We start from the raw sequence: 20299 nt of genomic DNA on the forward strand, positions 1-20299 counted from the left end.
TGAATTAGGCAGTTGCTTTGTTCTTGTCTTTTAAGATGAAAATCAACACAACCATCACGATACCGGTTACCACAAAACCTAAAGGCGCAGAGCCGGTCATGCCTAAAATCAGGTAGCCGATAGCGGCAGAGGCGGCAACGGTCAGTGCGTAAGGGAATTGCGAGGTAACGTGGTCGATGTGGTTACAGTGTGCGCCGGTAGAAGAGAGGATGGTGGTGTCGGAAATCGGCGAGCAGTGGTCGCCAAATACGGCACCGGCCATGACGGCGGACATGCAGGGGATAATCAGCGCTGGTTCGACTTTGACGGCCATGGCGGCGGCAATCGGCAACATGATGCCGAATGTGCCCCAGCTTGTACCGGTAGCGAAGGCCATCACGCCTGCGAGCAGAAATAAAATCACGGGCAGGAAGCCTGCATGGATATTGCCTGCCACCAAAGTGGAGAGGTATTCGCCGGTGTGCATCTCGCTGACAACGGTGCTGATAATCCATGCCAAAATCAAGATGATAATGGCGCCGCGCATAGAGATGATGCCCTGCCAAACGGCTTTGGGGTAATCACTGGTTTTGATGGTGCCGATGGTGCAGAGAATGACGGCCAATACGCCGCAAGTGCCGCCGAACACGAGGGAAGTGTTCACATCGGTATTTTCAAATGCGCTGAGCAAAGAGAAGGTTTCAGAAGCTTGTGCGCCAGTGTAAATCATGGCGGAAACCGTGGCGGCGATCAGTACCAAAACCGGTACAATCAACGCGAATACGCGGCCGTTAGGATGGCCGGTGTCAACGGTTTCATCATGAATTTCGTTTAAAGCGGCGCGTTCCAAACGAGCCATTGAGCCGATATCGAAAGAGAACCAGGCCACGACAAACACCATAATCAATGCGAAGACGGCATAGTAATTCATCAGGCTCATGGCCACGAATGCGCCCATCGGTGTGTAGTCTGTGATGTTGTACGTTACCAAAAGGCCGGCCAAAGTAGCAATAATCGATGCGCCCCAGCTGGATACCGGCATCAAAACGCACATCGGTGCGGCAGTGGAGTCCAGGATGTAAGCCAGTTTGGCACGGGAAACTTTGAATTTGTCGGTTACAGGGCGGGCAATCGCGCCGACGGCAAGACTGTGGAAATAGTCATCAATAAAGGTAACGAATACCAGGCAGGCAGTCAGCAGCTTCGCGCCGCGGCGGCCTTTGATGTGCTGTTTCGCCCAATCGGCAAATGCTTGGTTACTGCCGGAATGCGTCAGCAGAGAAGTGAAAACCCCCAAAAGTACCAAGAAGAGCAGGATTTTGGGTTTGCCCAAAGACCAATCTCCGTCCGCCCAAGTCAGGCTGACGGCCATGTCTTTCAAGTGAACCAAGGCATCAAGCGGATTACCGCCTACCAGCAGGAATGAGCCGACGATAATGCCGACACCCAGGGACAGCAATACACGGCGCGTAGCAATGGCCAGGGCGAGCGCGATGGCTGCCGGAACAATGGATAAAATAGAATTCGAATAATTAATAAGTTGCATAATTATATTGTATATAAGCAGTGAAATATTTTCAGACGGCCTAGATTTGGAAAGCGGATAACAAAATACCCACCGCCTCTGACTGATGGGTATTTTATCATTTAATGCATCATCATGCCGTCTGAAAATCTTGCTATTGCAGATTGAGTGCGAGGAACAAGGTGTTGCCGTCGCGTTGCACCAGAAGCGGTACGTTTTTGCCTGCGCTTTCCAAGGCGCTGCGGAAAGTGGATTCGTCATTGACGCTGATTTGGCTGACGGCAATGATTTCGTCGCCGCGTTTGAGGCCGGCACGTTCGGCCGCACCGCTAACGCGCAGAACGATCAAGCGTTGTTTGCCGTCTGCGTTTTCAACCTGCAAAGTCAGGCCTGCGTTTTCAACGGTAAAGCCGTCACGGTCGCCTTCGTGTTGCGGCTGTTCGGTTTCTTTGGCCGATGTTTCCGTTTGTTCGGCTGCGCTGCCAAGTTTGACTTTGACATCGGTTTGTTTGCCGCTGCGCCAAATGCTCAAAGTCACTTCTTTACCCGGCATCATCGAGCCGACCATGACCGGCAAATCGCTGGAAGCGCGGACTTCTTCTCCGTTCACGCTGCGGACAATATCACCGACTTGCAAACCGGCTTGTTGCGCTGCGCTGTTCGGCATGATTTTGGCAATCAACGCGCCGCTTGCTTTGTCCAAACCGAAAGATTTGGCCAAATCGTAAGAAACTTCTTGGATAACCACGCCCAATTGGCCGCGTTGGACTTTGCCGTTGGCTTTCAATTGGTCGGCCACATTCATAGCGACATCAATCGGAATGGCAAACGAAATACCCATGAAACCGCCGCTGCGGCTGTAGATTTGCGAGTTGATGCCGACCACTTGGCCGCGGAGGTTGAATAACGGGCCGCCTGAATTGCCGGGGTTGATGGCAACGTCGGTTTGGATGAACGGCGTGTAGTTTTCATTCGGCAGGCTGCGGCCTTTGGCGGAGACGATGCCTGAAGTTACGCTGTTGTCAAAGCCGAAAGGCGCGCCGATGGCGGCTACCCATTCGCCCGGTTTCAAATCTTTCGGATTGCCGATTTTGACAACCGGCAAGTCTTCTTGCGGCTCGATTTTTAAGAGGGCAACGTCGGATTGGGCGTCTGAGCCGACCAGTTTGGCCGTGTATTCGCGTTTGTCGTTGAGCAGGACTTTGATGTTGCCCATGCCGGCAACCACGTGGGTATTGGTCAGGATATAGCCGTCTTTGCTGATGATGAAGCCGGAGCCGAAATTCAAATCATCGCTTTCGGCCTCTTCTTGAGGCATATCGGGCATATTGGGAACGAGGCGTTTGAAGAACTCGTAAAACGGGTCGTTGTCTGGGAATTGACTCAGGTCCATGCTGTGGTCGTCATCCGGTGTCGCAGTGCGTTTTGCCGGAGTTGCTTGAATATTGACGACGGCCTGTCCTTCGTTTTGTACCAATTGGGCGAAATCGGGCAACAGCATGCCGACCTTACCGTCATCGGTATTGGTTTCTATGCGTTGGACGAGTTCTTTGCTTTCTTCTTTGCCGAAAAAGGTGCTGACTTTGTCGCAACCTGAAAGAAGGGATGCTGAGAGGACAGCAAGGGCCAGATATGTGTTTGTTTTAATATGCACGAAAGTTCCTTTTGCCGGTGCCTATCTTATTGTCGGCATGTATTTGAGCCGGCAGGCAGTTTTATTGTTTGAATGTTGTTCAAATGTATAAAGTAGGATTTTTACACTTTAACGGTTTTTTTTCAAGCATTTCATTTTAAATGAAAAAATGATGATTGAAATTTGTTGCTTTGAAGCCGTCTGAAAACTTTGGCATAGAACCTGTTGTCTCGCTTCTTTCAGACGGCCTTTAAATTACGGTCAGTCGTGTTGGTCCAAGTGGTAGATTTGCGCCACGGCATCGATTAATTCGCTGTTGTCCGAGCCGGCTTTGTTGAGCGTGCGTGTCGGAGAGTGGAGCAGTTTGTTGGTCAACTGAATGGAGAGGCGCTCGAGGACATCCTCGGCCGATACGCCTTTTGCCAGTTGTTTCATGGCATTTTCCAGCACTTGGCGGCGTGCGCGTTCGCCTTCGTCGCGTAAGGCACGGATAAGCGGAACGCTTTGGCGGTTTTTCTGCTGGCGGATAAATTCGCTGACCTTTTCTTCCACCATGCTTTCAGCTGCCGCCGCTGCCTTTTTGCGCGCGTCTTTACCGCTTTGGACAATATCCATCATGTCGTCCACGGTATAGAGATATGCGTCTTCCAATTCGCCGACTTCGGCTTCAATGTCGCGCGGAACGGCCAAATCCAGTAGGAAAACAGGCATGTTGTGGCGTTTTTTCAATGCACGTTCGACCATGCCTTTGCCGACGAGGGGGAGTTGGCTGGCGGTGGAAGAAACAACCACGTCATAATCATGAAGAATATCGGGCAATTCATTCAGCAGGCAGGCTTCGGCGTTGACACTGAGTTTGTCGCACAATTCCTGCGCACGCTGGTGTGTACGGTTGGCAACGGTGATGAGCTTGGGGTTTTTGGCGGCAAAATAAGTGGCCACCAGCTCGATCATTTCGCCTGCGCCGATAAAGAGGATGTTAAGGTCGGAAATGGAAGGGAAGATTTGCTCTGCCATTTTGACCGATGCGGAAGCCATAGAGACGGAGTTTTCACCGACAGCGGTATCGGTGCGCACTTCTTTGGCAACGGCAAAGGTTTTTTGAAACAGGGCGTTTAAGTGGGTATTGATGCTTTCTTGTTCTTGCGCAACGCGGACGGCATCTTTGATTTGACCGAGAATTTGCGGTTCGCCCAGGACCATGGAATCCAAGCCACAGGCGACGCGGAAGGCGTGGCGGACGGTTTCGTTGTTGTCTAGGGTATAGAGGTAGGGGCGGATTTCTTCGACGGACAGATTGTGATATTTTGCCAACCAGTTGATGATTTTTTCGGATTCGCCGACGCAGTAAAGCTCGGTACGGTTGCAGGTAGAAAGAATGACTGCTTCTTCCGCCGCCTCGCTGCGCGCGAGGTTGGACACGGCATCCGGCAGATTTGCAGCAGCAAATGCCAGTTTTTCGCGTATGCTTAAGGGCGCGGTTTGGTGGTTGAGTCCGACGACGGTAAGTTGCATGGTTATGGTATGACCGGGTAGTGTGTGTGGTGGCTATTATAGCTTAAGTGGGCTTTAAAATGAATGTGTTGGGGGGATAAGATATGATGAGGTTTGCCATCGAAAAGGCCGTCTGAAAAGATTCAGACGGCCTTTTTATCAAGAAAGGCTTAAACGGCTTCTGCTTCTTCTGCCAAGAAACCGCGCAGTTTTTGCATGGCTTTGGCTTCGATTTGGCGGATGCGTTCGGCAGATACACCGTATTCGGCAGCCAATTCGTGCAGAGTCAAACCGCCATCGTCTTGCAACCAGCGGCTTTCAACGATACGGCGGCTGCGGTCGTCCAGTTGTGCCAAGGCGTTTTGCAGACCTTCGGTTTGCAGGGCGTAGTGGGCTTGTTTGGACAATTGACGGCTGGGCTCTGCATCGTGGTCTGCCAACCAGTCGATAGGGGCGAAGTTGTCCTCGTCATCGTTGTTTTCTGCCATGATGCCGATGTCGTGGCCGGTCATGCGTTGTTCCATTTCCAAGACTTCGGACAATTTGACGCCCAAATCGTCGGCGATTTCTTGCGCTTCTTTTGGAGACAAGGCATTCAGGTTTTTACGCATGCTGCGCAGATTGAAGAACAGTTTGCGCTGCGGTTTGGTTGTGGCAACGCGGACCAAACGCCAGTTGCGCAAAATGAATTCGTGGATTTCGGCTTTAATCCAATGCACGGCAAACGAAAACAGGCGCGCGCCGCGGCTTGGCTCGTAGCGTTTGACGGCTTTCATCAGGCCGATATTGCCTTCTTGAATCAGGTCGGCTTGGTTGAGGCCGTAGCCGTCGTAGCCGCGTGCAATGGATACGACGACGCGAAGATGGGACAGAATAAGCTGTTTGGCGGCGTTGAGGTCGCCTTTTTGTTGGCGTTCGGCCAGTTGCGTTTCTTCTTCGGCAGTCAGCATGGGAATGCTGTTGACTGTATGAATGTATTGCTCGAGGCTACCGTTGCCGCTGTGGATAACGGGTAATGCAAAAGCTTTATTCATAAAAGGATGCTCTCCTTGATTAGGCCGTCTGAAAACGGCTTTTTGTTTATTGTGTGACAAGCAGTATAACACTGCCTGTGGTTTGTTTTGTTATGGGTTGGATTTTTTCTGTAAATTAAACGATGGATTTAATAGTTTTTGCTGCTTAAATTGCAGGAGTTGATTGTCTTTGAAAATTTGAGTGATTTGCTAGGTTTTGAATAAGTATATTACAAACATTTCTGTATGTAAATAGTTATAGCAATAAAAAAGACCTTGTTAAACAAGGTCTTAAAATTTTATTCAGACTTCTTTCTGCCGATTAGGATAAGGAATACGCTGATGGTGGCCAAAATACTGATAAGCCAGGTTGAGCCGCCTGCTTTCATGTAAGGCGTTTCGCCGATGTAGCCTTTGACGTGGCCTTCGAGGACGGTTTCTGTATCCGGCTGGGCTTCGGCAACAATCGTGCCTTTAGGGGAAATAATGGCGGTTGCGCCGGTATTGGTGGCGCGAACCATGTAGCGGCCCAGCTCCATTGCGCGTGCTTGGGACTGTTGAAGCTGCTGGTACATGGCATTGGATTTGCCGTACCACGCCATATTGCTGATGTTGGCAAGCAGGGTGGAGCGTTTGGCCGTTGCGATGAGTTCGTCGCCGAAACCGTCTTCATAGCAGATATTGAAGGCGACTTTTTGATCTTTCATTATCAAAGGCGCTTGGTTGTCGCCGCCTTTTTGGAAGTCGGCCAAAGGCATATCCATCATTTTATAGAGGCGCTCGGTAATGATGGGCAATGGCTTGTATTCGCCAAATGGAACGAGGTGGTTCTTGGCGTAGTAGGGGATGGTATCGGAAGTGCTGTTGTGATAGTCACTCAAATTGATGACGGCATTTTCGTAGCCGTTGCCGTCGGGCGTATATTGGCTGATACCGATGGCCAATGCGCTGCCGTTGCTTTGCGCCTGTTCGGCGAATTGTTCTAAGATGCCTTCGGGCAGGTCCTGGCGCATCAGCGGCAAGGCGGTTTCAGGCAGGATGACGATGTCGGCACTGGTTTTGCTGATTTGTTCGTAGTATTTCTGAATGGTCGGAATGATTTGTTCTTCTTTCCATTTCAGATTTTGCTCGATATTGCCTTGAATCAGGGCGACGGTGCTGGTGCTGCCGTCGGGGCGGGTGTATTCGGTTTGTTGGGAAATATAGCCGACGGAGCAGAGCGCAACGATAAGGAATAAGGGCAGAAGGCGGTGTTTCAGACGGCCGTGGTTGTCAATCAGCAACACCAGCCATGCGCTGAGGAAAGCGGTTGCCAGCGTGACCATATGAATGCCGCCTAACGGCGCGAAACCTGCCAACGGGCTGTCTTTGATGATTTGGGAATAGCCGATGGCACCCCAGCCGAATCCGGTCAGGAAGCGTTCGCGGGCAAATTCTGCCAGCGTCCACAAAATCGGCAGCAGGAGGCCGGTTTTGGCCCAGCGCGCCAGGTTGCATTTTCTCCACACCCAAAAACAGATGGCCGGATAAAGCGCAAGAAATGCCGGCAGCAGGAAGGTGAGGGGGATGGCGTATGAATCCGGCAGACCCGAAACATCATGTAAGGCAGTGTGTATCCAATAAAACTGCGCCGTATAACCGATTAATCCGAACAGATAGGCAGTCATGACGGCGAAGCGCGGACGCAATTCAATCAGGCGTATCAGCGCGCCAAACAACAGCGGCATCAGCCAGAAATGATAATACGGGGCGAAAGTGAACGGCGTCGCGGCGGCAATCAAGATGACCAGCGGCCAGTACAGCAGCGGGTGTTGCCAGTATTGTTCGAGTTTACGGAAAATATTCATGCTTTAAATGGTATTGGGGCCGTCTGAAAGGTTTTCAGACGGCAGGGAAACAAAATCAGTCTTTTTGAAACAATTTCATTGCAGGCAGGACGATGGCGCAAGCTAAGGCACCGGCGGCTACTCCGACCACCAGATTGGCGATATGTTCCATCATGCCGCTGTCCCAATGTTGCGCGTGGAGGAAGTCGTGCAAAAAACCAAGGTTGTGGGCGATCAGTCCGCCACCGACCAAGAACATCGCCAGCGTACCGACAATGCTCAAGCCGCGCATAAACCAAGGCATAAATGAAATCAAACCGCGTCCGATGCCTTGTACGGCGGCACTTTTCTGGCGCATCAGCATCATACCGAGGTCGTCAAGTTTGACAATAATACCGACCAAGCCGTACACCAACGCCGTCATGCCGATACCGATGGCAACCATAACCAAAGAACGTGTTATCAGGTCATATTTTTCAACAACGCCCAGCGCAATAATGATGATTTCGGCGGAGAGGATGAAATCTGTGCGGACCGCGCCTTTAACTTTTGTTTTTTCGTCTGTAACTTCAGGCTCGGCATCGTGTCCGTCTTCGTGTTCATTGCGGTGCAGAAATTTGTGCAACAGTTTTTCTACGCCTTCAAAACACAAATAAACACCGCCGATCATCAGCAACGGCGTAATCAGCGCAGGCACGAAAGCGGAAAGCAACAGCGCAAGCGGCACCAGAATCAGCTTGTTGACCAGAGAGCCTTTTGCCACCGCCCAAATAATCGGCAATTCGCGCTCGGCAGATACGCCGGTTACCTGATTGGCGTTGAGTGCCAAATCGTCGCCGACCACGCCGGCGGTTTTTTTGGCGGCGACTTTGGTCATCATCGCTACGTCGTCCAAAACGGCGGTAATGTCGTCCAAAAGCGTAAAGAGAGAGGCGAAGGCCATAATGTTATCCGGATAAAATCAAATAAACGCGCGATTATATATGAAAATTCAGTTGCTTGAATGGTTTCAGACGGCCTTTGACGGAAATTAACCAAAGGCCGTCTAAAAATGCTATTTCGGCGTATAACGTCCCGCCATGGCTTTGTAGACCATATTTTCGTATTTTAAAGCCTCATAGCGTTGGTTCAGCAGGTTTTGTGCCGAGCTGTATTCCGTATTCAAAGCCTCCAGCCAGTCTTTCAGTTCATTTTTACCGTGTTGGTAGCGCACTTGATAGTAATGGCTGTTTTTCTTGTCCAATTGATAACGCTGTTCCTGATTGGCAAGGCCGGCCTGCGCGTTTTTGTAGGCAAGGTAGTTGGTGTTGACTTCGTTGAGCGCGGTGGTCAGGGCTTTTTCAAAATTCAGCTTGGCACTGTCCATCTCCGCTTGTACGGTTTTGTCTTTCCATTTCATGGTCTGCCAATTGAGGAAAGGCAGATTGATGGTGGCCGAACCGCCCAACATGGGGATATTGAACGTGCTTTTCGCTTTATCGGAAGACGTACTCAAACTTGCGCCCAAAGTAATCGATGGATACCAACTGCGTTTTTGCGCGTTGACCGATTGTTGCGACGCTTGTAGGCGGTATTCGGCGGCACGTAGGTCGGGGCGGTTGGCTAAAACGGTAATCGGTACGTCCAAGTTCACGCCTTTGACAGGCAACAGGCGGAATTGTGCCGGATCGGCGGCCATGTTTTCAGACGGCCTTAAATTCAATAAATTACGCAAAACCTGTTTTTGCGTATCCAAATTGTTTTGCAAAGACAACAGACTGTTTTCTGCGTTCAACAATGACTGTTTAGCTTGCGTCGGCTGGCTGGAATCGGCCCGGCCGTAGCGGAACTTGGCATTCGCAATGCGGTTGATTTCCTGATATTGCTTCAGCGATTTTTGCGCCAACTCAATGGCTTCGTTCAGGTAGGCGATATTGAAATACGCATCGGCGACATTATTAATCAAAGTCAGGCGCGTGTTGGCCATGTCTTCCTGCGTGGCTTGGTATTCCCATACCTGCGCATCGGCAGTGGCACTGAGTTTGCGCCACAAATCCAATTCATAGCTTAAGCCAAGCTGGCTACTGAAGGTATTACCGTGGCTGCCGGTTTTCAGGTTTTTAGAAGCATTCGCACCCAACGAGCCGCTGAACGAAGGTACCAAATCCGCGCCCAAAATATTGGCTTGGTACAAAGCCTTGTTGACGCTGATGGCCGCCTGTTTCAAATCGATATTGTTCGCCAGCGCCTGCTCCATCAGCGCGTTGAGCTGCGGGCTTTGGTAGATTTCCCACCAGTTGCCGTTTACATCGTAGCGTTCGGCAGTTTCCGCCGTACTCATGACTTGGCCGGTTGCTTCCAACGTCAGGTTCGGATTGGCTTTAGGCGCGGCGCACGCACTTAGGGCAAGGGCAACAGCCAATGACAAGGCTGCTTGGGAAAAAGGTTTCGTCTTCATAAAAATCTTTCGGGTAACGGCATTTCAGACGGCCTTAAGATAATAGGCCGTCTGAAACATAATCAATCTTGAGCTAAGGCATCAATCGGGTTGAGCTTGGAAGCCTTGTTGGCAGGCATAAAGCCGAACGCGACGCCGATGGCGGTTGAGCAGACAACTGCGCCGATGACGGAAGCCATGGAAATGCTCATCGGGAAATCGGTAACAAAATAGTTGAACACCAGGCTGATGCTTGCGGACAACAATACGCCTGACAGGCCGCCGATGATACAGATTAAGACGGCTTCAATCAGAAACTGCTGCAAAATATTGTTGCGCCGCGCGCCGATTGCCATGCGTACGCCAATTTCTTTAGTGCGCTCGGTAACGGAGACCAACATGATGTTCATCACGCCGATACCGCCGACCACCAAAGAGATGACCGCGATGGAAGAAATCAGTAGCGTCATGGTGCCGGTCGTGCTTTCAACCATTTCTTTGATGCTGTCGCTGTTGTTCATAAAGAAGTCTTCTGTACCGTGGCGTGCTTTCAGCAACTCGGTCAGGCTTTTTTCAGCAACCTGCGTGTTGGCATCGTCTTTGATTTTGACAACGATGGAGTTGGTATGGCTCTCACCAGTAATTTGGTGCATGACCGTTGTATAAGGCGACCAAAGCATCAGCGAGTCGGAATTGCCGAATGAGTTGTCATCCTTTTTCATAATGCCGATGACGGTTAGCGGGCGTTTTTTGAAAAGGATGGTTTTGCCTAAAGGATTAACGCCTTCGCTGAAGAGTTTGGTTTTGGTGTTTTGGTCGATAACGACGACTTGGGCATCGGTTTTTACATCGTCATCATCAAACAGACGGCCTTCTTCCAATTTCAAACCGCGTACGTCGAAATATTGTTCGCCTACGCCGTAAAGCGAGGCGGTCAGGTCGGTGTTGCGGTAGGTCAAGGTGCCGCCGGAGTTGGTTTGAGGGGTGGCAGAGGCGACGTAGCTTTGTTGGCTGATGGCTTTTGCGTCATTAATCGTCAGTGTCTTGATTCGTCCGCTTCTACGGTCGCCAAAACCGCGTCCAGGGAAGATGCTGATGGTGTTTGTGCCCATCGAGTTGATGTCTTCCAGGATTTTTTGTTGCGAGCCATTACCCAAGGCCACCACCGATACCACCGAAGCGATACCGATGATAATCCCCAGCATGGTCAGTAACGAACGCATTTTGTGCGCCATAATCGCCTGTACCGACATTTTGAATGCTTCCATAAATTGATCGTAATAAAACGACCAGGAAGCTTTTTCTTTAATCCGCTCCACTTTGCTGGGCGGGATATCGGGATTTTTAGACGTATCCGAAATAATTTGACCGTCGCGGATTTCGATGACGCGGTTTGCATTTGCCGCAATGCCCGGGTCGTGGGTAACCATAATCACGGTATGCCCGTCTTCATGCAACTTATGGATGATTTCCATCACATTTTTACCGCTGGCGGTATCCAATGCGCCGGTCGGTTCGTCGGCAAAGATGATTTCGCCGCCGTTCATCAACGCGCGGGCAATCGAAACACGCTGTTGCTGGCCACCGGAAAGTTCGCTGGGTTTGTTGCCTTCTTTATTTTGCAAACCCAAATCGCCCAATAATTTTTCTGCACGTTCCGCGCGCTCTTTGCTGTCCATGCCCATATACACGGCAGGCAGGGCGACGTTGTCTCGGGCGGTCAGCGAGCTTAACAGGTTGTAACGCTGGAAAATAAAGCCGAAACGCTCACGGCGCAAAGCTGCTAGCTCATCCGGCTGCATTTGCGATGTTTCGATGCCGTCGATTTGATAAGAGCCGGAGGTGGCGGTATCCAGACAGCCCAAGATATTCATCAGCGTCGATTTGCCCGAGCCGGATTGGCCGATAATCGCCACAAAGTCGCCTTTTTCAATAGAAAGGCTGACATCTTTCAATACGTGCACACGGTTTTCACCGCTACCGAAAAAACGGTTGATATTCTTACATTCGATTAAACTCATAATCTTTCCGGGCGAAAAATAGACATACAGAAACCAAGGCCGTCTGAAACACAGCCAAACCTTTCAGACGGCCTTAATCAATCAGCGGGGAGGGCCGCCGCCCATCATCGCGCGTTCGCTGCTCTTATTCTTTTCGTCTGCGCTCATTTCAGAAACGATTACTTTTTCGCCTTCTTTCAAGCCGCTTTTGATTTCGGTATTCATGCTGTCTTTCAAACCGACGGTTACTTCGCGTTCTACCGCTTTATTGTCTGCACCCAAAATGCTGACATAGGATTTACCGTTATGTTTTTTTACAGTCAGCGTCGGTACCAGTAAGACATTCTTCACGCCGTTGATTTCAATCGTGTTTTGAGTGGTCATGCCGATGGAAAGTTTGCCGTCGGAATTTGGCACCAAGGCGCGGGCATAGTAGTAAATCGCATTGGAAGTCGTGTCCGTGCTGCTGGTGTAGCTGCCCAAAGACATGGTGGTCAGGCCGGGGTCGACACTGTCCAATTTTGCTTTAATCGGCGTGTCCGGTTCGGACAAAATGGTGAACGAAATATCCTGACCGGCTTTGACTTTCGTAATATCGCCTTCGGCAATCTGCATTTTGTTTAACATGGTTTCCAGATTGGCCAGCTGGATAATGGTCGGCGTAGATTGCGCCGCATTGACGGATTGGCCTTCCTCAACAGGAATGGCGACTACGGTGCCGTCCATGGTGGCGGTAATCCGCGTGTGGCCCAGTTCGGATTCGGCCGTATTGATGGAGATTTTGGATTGTTTGATGGAGGCCTTCAGTTCGGCGACATTAGCTTTGGCTGCGGCTAAAGAGTCTTGTGCAGATTCCAAATCTTCTTTGGAAGTGGCCTGTTCTTTCCATAAGGCAAGTTCGCGTTTATATTTTTTCTCCGCACTGGAAAGCGCAATTTCGGCAGAAACCAATTTTGCCTGATAAGTTTCCAGTTTGGATTTTTCGGTATTCAACGTGTTGAGCTGATTGGTTGAGTCGATTTCTGCAATCAGATCGCCTTTTTTCACTTGTTGGCCCAGTTTCACATACAGTTTTTTAATTTGGCCTGAAGCTTCCGCGCCTACGGACACCAAATTGGAAGGCGAGATTTCGCCGGTTGCCGATACGGTTTGACGGATATCGCCGCGTTTGACCACTTCCGTAATAAAAGAAGACTGAGGCTCAGGCTTCATCAAAGACCAGCCGCCGAAAGCCGCAGCCACGATAACAGCCGTACCGGCCGCCCACTTGAAAACTTTAGACATATAAAAGGAACCAATTCAATAAAATAACGTCGCACACAAGCAACAAATGTATTGATAGAAACAAAAAAACAACTGGATTTTACTGTAAAGACTAAGGCCAACCAAGAGACGGTCGGTTTAAATTGAAGTTTAACTTATTGAAATAAAAAATAAAAGGATGAAGATATTTTTCAGAACTTGTACCTCGTTTACATAAATTCCCAAACTCCCTCCGAATCTGAACATTTAAGCCGCAAGAAAACGACTATAATATTCATGTCTTATTCCAATTATTAACGACACAAATAAAATGAAACACCAACAAGGCTTCACGCTTATCGAGTTGCTGATAGTCGTTGTGATTGCAGCCATTCTTGCTACCATCGCCTATCCGTCTTATCAAAACTACATCCGCCAAACGCGCCTTGCCGCCGTCCGCACACAGATGCTTCATAACGCCCAACAACTCGAACGCTACTATACTCAAAAAAGGACATTTAAGGATTTTCCTGATAATGAGGATTTTCCTGCTAAAAATTTACAGCAGAATCAATATTTTGATATTGGTTTTGAAGGTACTCCTTCCGATTCAGGTTATATTTTGAAGGCAGTGCCTAACAAAGAAACCAACGCAAATGAAACCTGTACCGTTTATTACAACGACAGCGGTATCATCTGGGCAAGCAGCGACAAGCAAAACTGTCCCGGTTATGAAATGCCAAAATCAGAATAAATCGAAAGATAAAAGGCCGTCTGAATTTCAGACGGCCTTTTTGATGGTTTGGCTGCATAGGCACATTAGCTTATACAGGGCAAAGATTGGTAATCTCGACCCGATGTGAAGTCAATTTTAGCCTTTGCGGCGCGGTTCGTCGGGGCGGATGCGGGAAGCCAGTTGGTCTAGGATGCCGTTGACGAATTTATGGCCATCGGTGCCGCCGAAAGTTTTGGTAACTTCGATAGCTTCGTTGATGATGACAGGATAGGGGGTTTCAGGCATGGTGCTCAGCTCATGGCAGGCAACCAGCAAAACGGCGCGTTCGATAGGGCTGAGGTCTTTCTCGTCGCGGTCGAGCAGGGGGCTGATTTTTTCCATGTATTCTTCGGCATGGGTTTGTGCGCCGAAAAACAGTTTGTTGAACAGCTCTTCATCCATATTGGGCGCTTGGGACAGTTCGCGGATGTTTTTGGCGATTTCGGGAGCGGCAGTTTTGTTGATGCCTGCTTGATAAATGGCTTGTACGGCAAGCTCGCGTGCGCGGCGGCGTGGGCTTTTCATGGGTATTCCTTGTGAAGAGGGTGCCGAGGGTTGTCGGCTGAATATTGAATGATTCAGACGGCCTCAATGTCATGATTGGGAGGCCGTCTGAAAATATGCTGTATTCAATACGGGGAGAAGTTTATTCTTCGTCGTCTTCGTATTGTTCTGACAAAAGATGATTGACCAAGTTGGCACATTCTACGGCAACTTTGGCGGCATCGGAGGCTTTTTCTTCGATGCGTGCGACGGCTTGTTCGTCGTTTTCGGTTGTCAGGATGGCGTTGGCAATCGGGATGTTGTAGTCAAGGGCGACGCGGCTGACACCTGCGCCGGACTCATTAGATACCAATTCAAAGTGGTAGGTTTCGCCGCGAATGACAACGCCGATGGCAATCAGGGCATCGAATTGTTCGGATGAAGCGAGGTTCATCAGCGCGATAGGCACTTCAAGCGCGCCGGGAACGGTGGCAAGTGTGATGTTGTCTTCGGCTACGCCCAATTCTTTTAAGGTGCAGCAACAAACTTTGACCATTTCGCTGCCGATTTCGTTGGTGAAGCGGGCCTGAACGATGCCGATGCGCAAGTTGGTACCGTCGAGGCGGGGTTCGATAATGTTCATGATGATTCCTTCAATATTGGTGAAATAGGGATTCGGCTCGGTTTCAGACGGCCTGGTTAGGGGGAAGGCCGTATGAAACGAAATGGGGATGGATTATTCTTGCGGCTGCCAATCGGCAACGGCTTGGAACTCGCCGTCTTCGTTTAATTCCCACGCGCTGCCTTCTGCCTGAGTCAGCAGGGGCGCGATGTCGGGATTGTCTGCGGTAATGGCGGAGAGGCTGACAATGCTGAAGTTGTCGGGATTGTCGGTGTATTCGTCGGTTTCGTCGCCGCTGAAAATACGCCAGCCGCTGTCGTTTTCAAATACGGGGGCTTCGCGGTAGAGGAAGCCGGCGGGTTCGCCTTGTTCGGCGACGGTGTTGGTAACAATGCAGCGGTCGAGCGCTGCGGCCAATGCTTGGGCAAATTTGTTCATGGAGTTGACAAAGAGATGATTTGGCATGATTTTACACGATTCGCCGCTTTTCCGCACGGATGTGTGCAGGGGCAGTTTGATGGTACAATGTCGGCAAGTACCGTCAGGTTTGAACATGACGGCTTTTGATTGTTTATCGGCTTGAGGGACGCAAGAAACAATGAGCCAAAATAAAAAAGTTGCCGGTGTAGCCTTTTTATTTTGTTTCACTGCGGATGAAGCGTGCTTTCCGGCTGTTTTTTTGAAAGTATGGAATGAAACCTGATTTGCTCAAACAGCAGGCGCATCGAGCGATTCAAAAGCGTCTGGGCTATGAGTTCCGCAATATGGAGCTGCTTCAGCAGGCTTTGACCCACCGCAGCTACAATGCCAAACACAATGAGCGTTTTGAATTTGTCGGCGATTCGATTTTGAACTATTCCGTGGCGCGGATGTTGTTTGACGCGTTTCCGAAATTGTCGGAAGGCGAGTTGTCGCGGATGCGCGCGGCTTTGGTGAATGAAGGCGTGTTGGCTGAAATCGCGTTGGAAATGAATGTCGGCGACGGTTTGTATTTGGGTGCCGGCGAGTTGAAGAGCGGCGGTTTCAGACGGCCTTCGATTTTGGCCGACGCGATGGAGGCGATGTTTGCGGCGGTCAGTTTTGACGCAGATTTTTCTGCGGCGGAAAAAGTAGTTCGCCATTTGTTTGCGGAACGTGTGAAACGTGCGGATTTGAATATCGGCAAGAAAGACAGTAAAACCGCTTTGCAGGAAGCCTTGCAGGCACGCCGCTTTGCCCTGCCGAAATACCGAATTGAAGAGCAGGCGGAGCAGACGGCTGATGCGATGTTTGTGATTTCCTGCGATTTGGGTGAACTTGGTTTCATCTGCAATGCACGCGGCAGCAGTCGGAAAGTGGCCGAGCAAAAAGCGGCATGTGAAGCCTTAGAATGGTTGGAACAGAAGTTCCCTTTAAAAAAAGCTAAAAAATAATATTTCAGACGGCCTTTGAGAAAATGCAAAGGCCGTCTGAAACAATCAAGAAAGTCATGTATAAATGGATATCGAAACCTTTTTGCAAAACGAGTCGCAACACCCGACGGATTATCGTTGCGGCTTTGTGGCCATCGTGGGTCGTCCTAATGTCGGCAAATCCACGCTGATGAACCATTTAATCGGTCAGAAAATCAGTATTACCAGTAAAAAAGCACAAACCACACGCAACCGTGTCACCGGTATTTACACCGACGACACGGCGCAATTTGTGTTTGTTGATACGCCGGGTTTTCAAACCAATCACCGCAATGCCTTGAACGACCGTCTTAATCAAAACGTAACCGAAGCGTTGAGCGGTGTGGACGTGGTGGTTTTTGTGGTGGAAGCCATGCGCTTTACCGATGCCGACCGTGTGGTGTTGAAGCAGTTGCCTAAGCATACGCCTGTGGTATTGGTGGTCAATAAAATTGATAAAGATAAAGCCAAAGACAAATTTGCGCTTGAGGCTTTTATCAATGAAGTGCGCCAAGAGTTTGAGTTTGCCGCCAGCGAGGCAGTCAGCGCGAAACATGGCCTGCGTATTGCCAATCTGCTGGAACTGCTCAAGCCTTATCTGCCGGAAAGTATCCCAATGTATCCGGAAGATATGGTCACGGACAAATCCAGCCGATTCCTGGCGATGGAAATTGTGCGCGAAAAATTGTTCCGCTATTTGGGCGAAGAGTTGCCGTATGCGATGAATGTTGAAGTGGAGCAGTTTGAGGAAGAGGAAAGCGGACTGTTCCGCATTTATATCGCAGTGTTGGTCGATAAAGACAGCCAAAAAGCGATTCTGATTGGCAAGGGTGGGGAGAAATTGAAGAAAATTTCTACTGAAGCTCGCCTTGATATGGAGAAATTGTTTGATACCAAAGTCTTCTTGAAGATTTGGGTGAAAGTGAAATCCGGTTGGGCAGACGATATTCGTTTCCTGCGCGAATTGGGTTTGTAATGTAATGTGTTTGAACAAAGGCCGTCTGAAAAACTTTCAGACGGCCTTTTGTTTGATTAAGACAACAATTCAGCCAGACGTTTGACGATTTCATCCGCGGCTTGGCGTTTGGATGTTTCCGGAAAGGAGGTTTCGGCAAGGTCATCAATAATGGTAATTTGATTGGTTGGCTTGCCCATGGAAACGGAGACTTGGTTGGCTACCAGCATCGGTACGTTTTTGCGTAAACGCTTTGCCCGAGCAAATTCCAAAACCTGATGGCTTTCGGCAGCGAAGCCGACGCAGAATGGTGGAGAAGGCAGGGCGGCTACGGATGCGAGAATATCCGGATTTTCTGTCAGCTCGATAACCGGAGGCTGATTGCCGTTTTTCTTCAGTTTCTCGTTGCTGCTGTTTTTGACTTTATAGTCGGCAACGGCTGCGACAGAGATAAAGACATCTTGTTCATGGATATGGCGGTGGACTGCCTGATACATGGCTTCTGCGCTGACAGCCTGTTCAGAATGAGCCAAGCCTGCTGGCAAGGCCGTCTGAATTTGACCGTAAATCAGCGTGACTTTTGCGCCGGCGGCACGGCACGCACGCGCTAAAGCCATGCCCATTTGTCCGCTGGAAATATTGGTAATGCCGCGGACAGGGTCGATGGCTTCAAACGTTGCGCCGGCTGTAATCAGAACTTTTTTGCCGCTCAGCAGCTTGGGTGTCCATAAATCTTCTAGCAAATCTGCCAGATCGACCGCTTCGACCATTCTGCCAGTACCTGTTTCACCGCAAGCCTGTTCGCCATTGTTTGGGTAAAACACGGTAATGCCGTCTGAAGCCAGTTGCTCAATATTGCGCAGGTTGGCAGGGTTGTTCCACATTTCAACATTCATTGCAGGCGCAACGGCTAAAGGACATTTTCTGGCTGCGGCCAAAGTAGTCAGCAGGTTGTCGGCCAATCCGTTGGCAATTTTGGCAATCGTATTGGCAGTCGCAGGCGCAATAAGAAATGCGTTGGCTTCGCGCGTCAGATTGATGTGCGCCATGCCATTATTGGAAGCGCCTGAATAGGTATCCGATAACACGGGATTGCCGCTTAATGCTTGGAAAGTCAGCGGAGAGACAAATTCCGTTGCAGAATCCGCCATCACCACCGAAACAGAATGTCCTTGCTTTTTCAGCAATCTGACCAGTTCACAAGATTTATACGCCGCAATACCGCCGGTGATGCCGAGGAGAATGTGTTTGCTCATGATATTGGATGTTTAGTTAAACTATTGTTTCGAATCAAATTCTCTCGATATTGATTTTTGCCAATCCTGCTTTAATGGCATTACCGTATCTTCTGGGTAAGGAAGCTGAAACAATTCCGTTTTTTACTTCAGTTACGTAACTGCATACCTTAAATTCAGGAACAATATTAAGCGAATAATCCCGATTGACTAAAGGGGATACACGCGAATATAAAGTCCATCTCGCCAAGCTGTTATCTTCATAATCGGTTGTCGCGTTGAAGCTGGTTGCACCTTCGCAGAAAGCAATTTGATAATCGGGGTTGAATTCTCCGGGGATGTCATGCGGATTACGGAAGTTGAACAGTCGGTCATGTGCAAAGAGATTTTGGCGTATATAGGCCCACAATTCTTTTTCTAAGAAATCTTGATCCGCAAAATGCCTTGAAGAATAGCCGCTATCAATAAAGTTTTGAATTCTTTCCCGCATATTAGGGACGGCACCGGCCTTGGCCCCCCACATACCTGCAAGAATTAAAGCAGTATGTGAGCCCGAATCGCGTATGGTGTGGAATAGGGCGCCACTTTTTATCCATTCCGAAACAGAAGCTGCATCTCGATAACAAATAATAGAATCAGCATCGCGAAATATCACATATTCAGCTTCAGGATCATTTATCGCAAGAAAACGCCACATCGTTCCAGGCCAGTTGCGCAGTTGAGGATCAATATGGATAACCTCCGCACCATTGGCTTTAAACCGTTGGATGGCTTCGGCCGGAACAGAATCATCAACATAGAAACGGCATGTCCAGCCAGGAAAAAGAACAGGAGCAAGCTGGGTATTTAAGACGGCAGGCTCAATATATTTGGAACTATTACCAAATAAAGAAAACGAGATAATCCGTTTTCCATCTTTTGGCGCCGGTGCGGGAATAATTTCATGCTGAAGGTCAGGTATGGCTTTATCTTTCAAGACCAAAGCCTGATGGCCATAAAATCCGGTTCTTTCCCAATTTCCCAAACCGCCGTATGCGTGTGCAAGTAAATCCAAAGCAGGGATATAGGCACTATCCAGCTCCAATGTTTTCATTTCGGCTTCAATGGCTTTTTCCCATTTCAATTGCTTTAGATAGACATAAGCAACTTTGTGATGAAATTCGACAGATTGTGGATTGAGAAGGCAAAGAATCTCCGCACGTTTAAGCGCTTCCTCGTAATTTTCCTCTTCGATAAAAGAGTGGTATGCCTGTTCAAATTTTTGTTGGATTTGTTGGTTGCTCATAATAGGACAATTTTAAATTTATGATTGTTTTATTGAAGAAAGTGTAGATTGTAAGAGTAGATAGGACCAAAGCGCCAGCAATATAAAGAGATATAGCATCTGAATGTGGCAAATAAGAACAAAGTTGTAGGGCTATTATCTTTGAAGATTCTGTATATCTAGTGAATGTATAAATTTTGATAAATTTAAAATTATTTAAATACAGATAGTTGAGAAAAATTTTGCAATTTTCTTGAAATTGGGTGTTGACTGGTTTTGCTGGGAGGCGTATAGTTCGGTTCTTCGCTGCTGACGCGGTGAAGAAAACGAAGCAGACAGTATAACACAGTTGGTTGAAATTTTCGATAATTTTAGTTGACTTTTAAAAATTGTACTGTATAATTCGA

17 protein-coding genes are annotated in these 20299 nt (G+C 49.1%); 3 read left to right on the forward strand and 14 right to left on the reverse strand.

The window, feature by feature from the left end:
- Positions 1–4 precede the first annotated feature (4 nt).
- From ACTHUF_RS09420 to ACTHUF_RS09460, 9 genes are all read right to left on the reverse strand, one after another.
- Positions 5–1525 carry a Na+/H+ antiporter NhaC family protein gene (locus ACTHUF_RS09420; RefSeq protein ID WP_440407521.1) on the reverse strand — a complete coding sequence of 507 codons (1521 nt, stop codon included), beginning with the start codon at positions 1523–1525 and terminating at the stop codon, positions 5–7.
- Between the two features lie 133 nt (positions 1526–1658).
- Positions 1659–3158, reverse strand: a complete 1500-nt coding sequence (locus ACTHUF_RS09425) for a DegQ family serine endoprotease (RefSeq protein WP_440407522.1) — start codon at positions 3156–3158, stop codon at positions 1659–1661.
- Between the two features lie 240 nt (positions 3159–3398).
- Positions 3399–4652 carry a glutamyl-tRNA reductase gene (gene hemA / locus ACTHUF_RS09430; RefSeq protein ID WP_315093068.1) on the reverse strand — a complete coding sequence of 418 codons (1254 nt, stop codon included), beginning with the start codon at positions 4650–4652 and terminating at the stop codon, positions 3399–3401.
- A 149-nt stretch (positions 4653–4801) separates the two neighbouring features.
- Positions 4802–5665, reverse strand: a complete 864-nt coding sequence (gene rpoH / locus ACTHUF_RS09435) for an RNA polymerase sigma factor RpoH (RefSeq protein WP_004519690.1) — start codon at positions 5663–5665, stop codon at positions 4802–4804.
- A gap of 278 nt (positions 5666–5943) precedes the next feature.
- Complete coding sequence (gene lnt / locus ACTHUF_RS09440) at positions 5944–7491, reverse strand: apolipoprotein N-acyltransferase (RefSeq protein WP_440407523.1); 1548 nt, start codon at positions 7489–7491, stop codon at positions 5944–5946.
- Between the two features lie 55 nt (positions 7492–7546).
- A complete protein-coding gene (locus tag ACTHUF_RS09445) occupies positions 7547–8413 on the reverse strand; it encodes a DUF808 domain-containing protein (RefSeq protein ID WP_315093072.1) in 867 nt (288 codons plus the stop codon).
- A 111-nt stretch (positions 8414–8524) separates the two neighbouring features.
- On the reverse strand, positions 8525–9907 hold the full coding sequence (locus ACTHUF_RS09450) for a TolC family protein (RefSeq protein WP_440407524.1): 1383 nt from the start codon (positions 9905–9907) through the stop codon (positions 8525–8527).
- A 62-nt stretch (positions 9908–9969) separates the two neighbouring features.
- On the reverse strand, positions 9970–11907 hold the full coding sequence (locus tag ACTHUF_RS09455; RefSeq protein ID WP_440407525.1) for a MacB family efflux pump subunit: 1938 nt from the start codon (positions 11905–11907) through the stop codon (positions 9970–9972).
- Positions 11908–11988: 81 nt separating this feature from the next.
- Positions 11989–13170, reverse strand: a complete 1182-nt coding sequence (locus tag ACTHUF_RS09460; protein ID WP_101755936.1) for an efflux RND transporter periplasmic adaptor subunit — start codon at positions 13168–13170, stop codon at positions 11989–11991.
- 289 nt (positions 13171–13459) lie between these two features.
- Here ACTHUF_RS09460 and ACTHUF_RS09465 point away from each other — a divergent pair, with 289 nt between their 5' ends.
- Positions 13460–13882 (forward strand): type IV pilin protein, encoded by a 423-nt coding sequence (locus ACTHUF_RS09465; RefSeq protein WP_107697200.1) that lies wholly within the window; start codon positions 13460–13462, stop codon positions 13880–13882.
- Positions 13883–13999: 117 nt separating this feature from the next.
- Here ACTHUF_RS09465 and nusB read toward each other — a convergent pair whose 3' ends face one another.
- The 3 genes from nusB to ACTHUF_RS09480 form a co-directional block, all read right to left on the reverse strand.
- Positions 14000–14428 carry a transcription antitermination factor NusB gene (gene nusB, locus ACTHUF_RS09470; RefSeq protein ID WP_004519698.1) on the reverse strand — a complete coding sequence of 143 codons (429 nt, stop codon included), beginning with the start codon at positions 14426–14428 and terminating at the stop codon, positions 14000–14002.
- A 121-nt stretch (positions 14429–14549) separates the two neighbouring features.
- The gene (ribH, locus tag ACTHUF_RS09475) at positions 14550–15029 is read right to left on the reverse strand and encodes a 6,7-dimethyl-8-ribityllumazine synthase (protein ID WP_293205160.1); all 480 of its coding nucleotides are present in this window, start codon (positions 15027–15029) and stop codon (positions 14550–14552) included.
- A gap of 93 nt (positions 15030–15122) precedes the next feature.
- Positions 15123–15446, reverse strand: a complete 324-nt coding sequence (locus tag ACTHUF_RS09480) for a DUF2185 domain-containing protein (protein ID WP_293205217.1) — start codon at positions 15444–15446, stop codon at positions 15123–15125.
- A gap of 254 nt (positions 15447–15700) precedes the next feature.
- On the opposite strand from ACTHUF_RS09480, the gene rnc reads away from it, so the two are divergent.
- Both rnc and era read left to right on the forward strand, forming a co-directional pair.
- The gene (rnc, locus tag ACTHUF_RS09485; RefSeq protein ID WP_003683027.1) at positions 15701–16420 is read left to right on the forward strand and encodes a ribonuclease III; all 720 of its coding nucleotides are present in this window, start codon (positions 15701–15703) and stop codon (positions 16418–16420) included.
- A 64-nt stretch (positions 16421–16484) separates the two neighbouring features.
- Entirely contained in the window at positions 16485–17414 is a 930-nt protein-coding gene (era, locus tag ACTHUF_RS09490) for a GTPase Era (RefSeq protein ID WP_036493257.1), read from the forward strand.
- A 56-nt stretch (positions 17415–17470) separates the two neighbouring features.
- Here era and coaBC read toward each other — a convergent pair whose 3' ends face one another.
- Together coaBC and ACTHUF_RS09500 are read right to left on the reverse strand one after the other, a co-directional pair.
- Positions 17471–18649 carry a bifunctional phosphopantothenoylcysteine decarboxylase/phosphopantothenate--cysteine ligase CoaBC gene (coaBC, locus tag ACTHUF_RS09495; RefSeq protein WP_440407526.1) on the reverse strand — a complete coding sequence of 393 codons (1179 nt, stop codon included), beginning with the start codon at positions 18647–18649 and terminating at the stop codon, positions 17471–17473.
- Between the two features lie 34 nt (positions 18650–18683).
- Complete coding sequence (locus ACTHUF_RS09500) at positions 18684–19913, reverse strand: tetratricopeptide repeat protein (protein WP_049348869.1); 1230 nt, start codon at positions 19911–19913, stop codon at positions 18684–18686.
- Between the last annotated feature and the right edge of the window lie 386 nt (positions 19914–20299).

The sequence above is a fragment of the Neisseria sp. P0024.S006 genome (assembly GCF_051956595.1).
GTDB lineage: Bacteria > Pseudomonadota > Gammaproteobacteria > Burkholderiales > Neisseriaceae > Neisseria.

Coding starts and splice junctions, on each gene's coding strand:
- ACTHUF_RS09465 (WP_107697200.1), top strand. CDS start 13,460: ATGAAACACCAACAAGGCTTCACGCTTATCGAGTTGCTGATAGTCGTT.
- rnc (WP_003683027.1), top strand. CDS start 15,701: ATGAAACCTGATTTGCTCAAACAGCAGGCGCATCGAGCGATTCAAAAG.
- nusB (WP_004519698.1), bottom strand. CDS start 14,428: ATGAAAAGCCCACGCCGCCGCGCACGCGAGCTTGCCGTACAAGCCATT.
- ACTHUF_RS09500 (WP_049348869.1), bottom strand. CDS start 19,913: ATGAGCAACCAACAAATCCAACAAAAATTTGAACAGGCATACCACTCT.
- coaBC (WP_440407526.1), bottom strand. CDS start 18,649: ATGAGCAAACACATTCTCCTCGGCATCACCGGCGGTATTGCGGCGTAT.
- rpoH (WP_004519690.1), bottom strand. CDS start 5,665: ATGAATAAAGCTTTTGCATTACCCGTTATCCACAGCGGCAACGGTAGC.
- ACTHUF_RS09460 (WP_101755936.1), bottom strand. CDS start 13,170: ATGTCTAAAGTTTTCAAGTGGGCGGCCGGTACGGCTGTTATCGTGGCT.
- hemA (WP_315093068.1), bottom strand. CDS start 4,652: ATGCAACTTACCGTCGTCGGACTCAACCACCAAACCGCGCCCTTAAGC.
- ACTHUF_RS09420 (WP_440407521.1), bottom strand. CDS start 1,525: ATGCAACTTATTAATTATTCGAATTCTATTTTATCCATTGTTCCGGCA.
- ACTHUF_RS09480 (WP_293205217.1), bottom strand. CDS start 15,446: ATGAACAAATTTGCCCAAGCATTGGCCGCAGCGCTCGACCGCTGCATT.
- ribH (WP_293205160.1), bottom strand. CDS start 15,029: ATGAACATTATCGAACCCCGCCTCGACGGTACCAACTTGCGCATCGGC.
- ACTHUF_RS09445 (WP_315093072.1), bottom strand. CDS start 8,413: ATGGCCTTCGCCTCTCTCTTTACGCTTTTGGACGACATTACCGCCGTT.
- ACTHUF_RS09455 (WP_440407525.1), bottom strand. CDS start 11,907: ATGAGTTTAATCGAATGTAAGAATATCAACCGTTTTTTCGGTAGCGGT.
- era (WP_036493257.1), top strand. CDS start 16,485: ATGGATATCGAAACCTTTTTGCAAAACGAGTCGCAACACCCGACGGAT.
- ACTHUF_RS09450 (WP_440407524.1), bottom strand. CDS start 9,907: ATGAAGACGAAACCTTTTTCCCAAGCAGCCTTGTCATTGGCTGTTGCC.
- lnt (WP_440407523.1), bottom strand. CDS start 7,491: ATGAATATTTTCCGTAAACTCGAACAATACTGGCAACACCCGCTGCTG.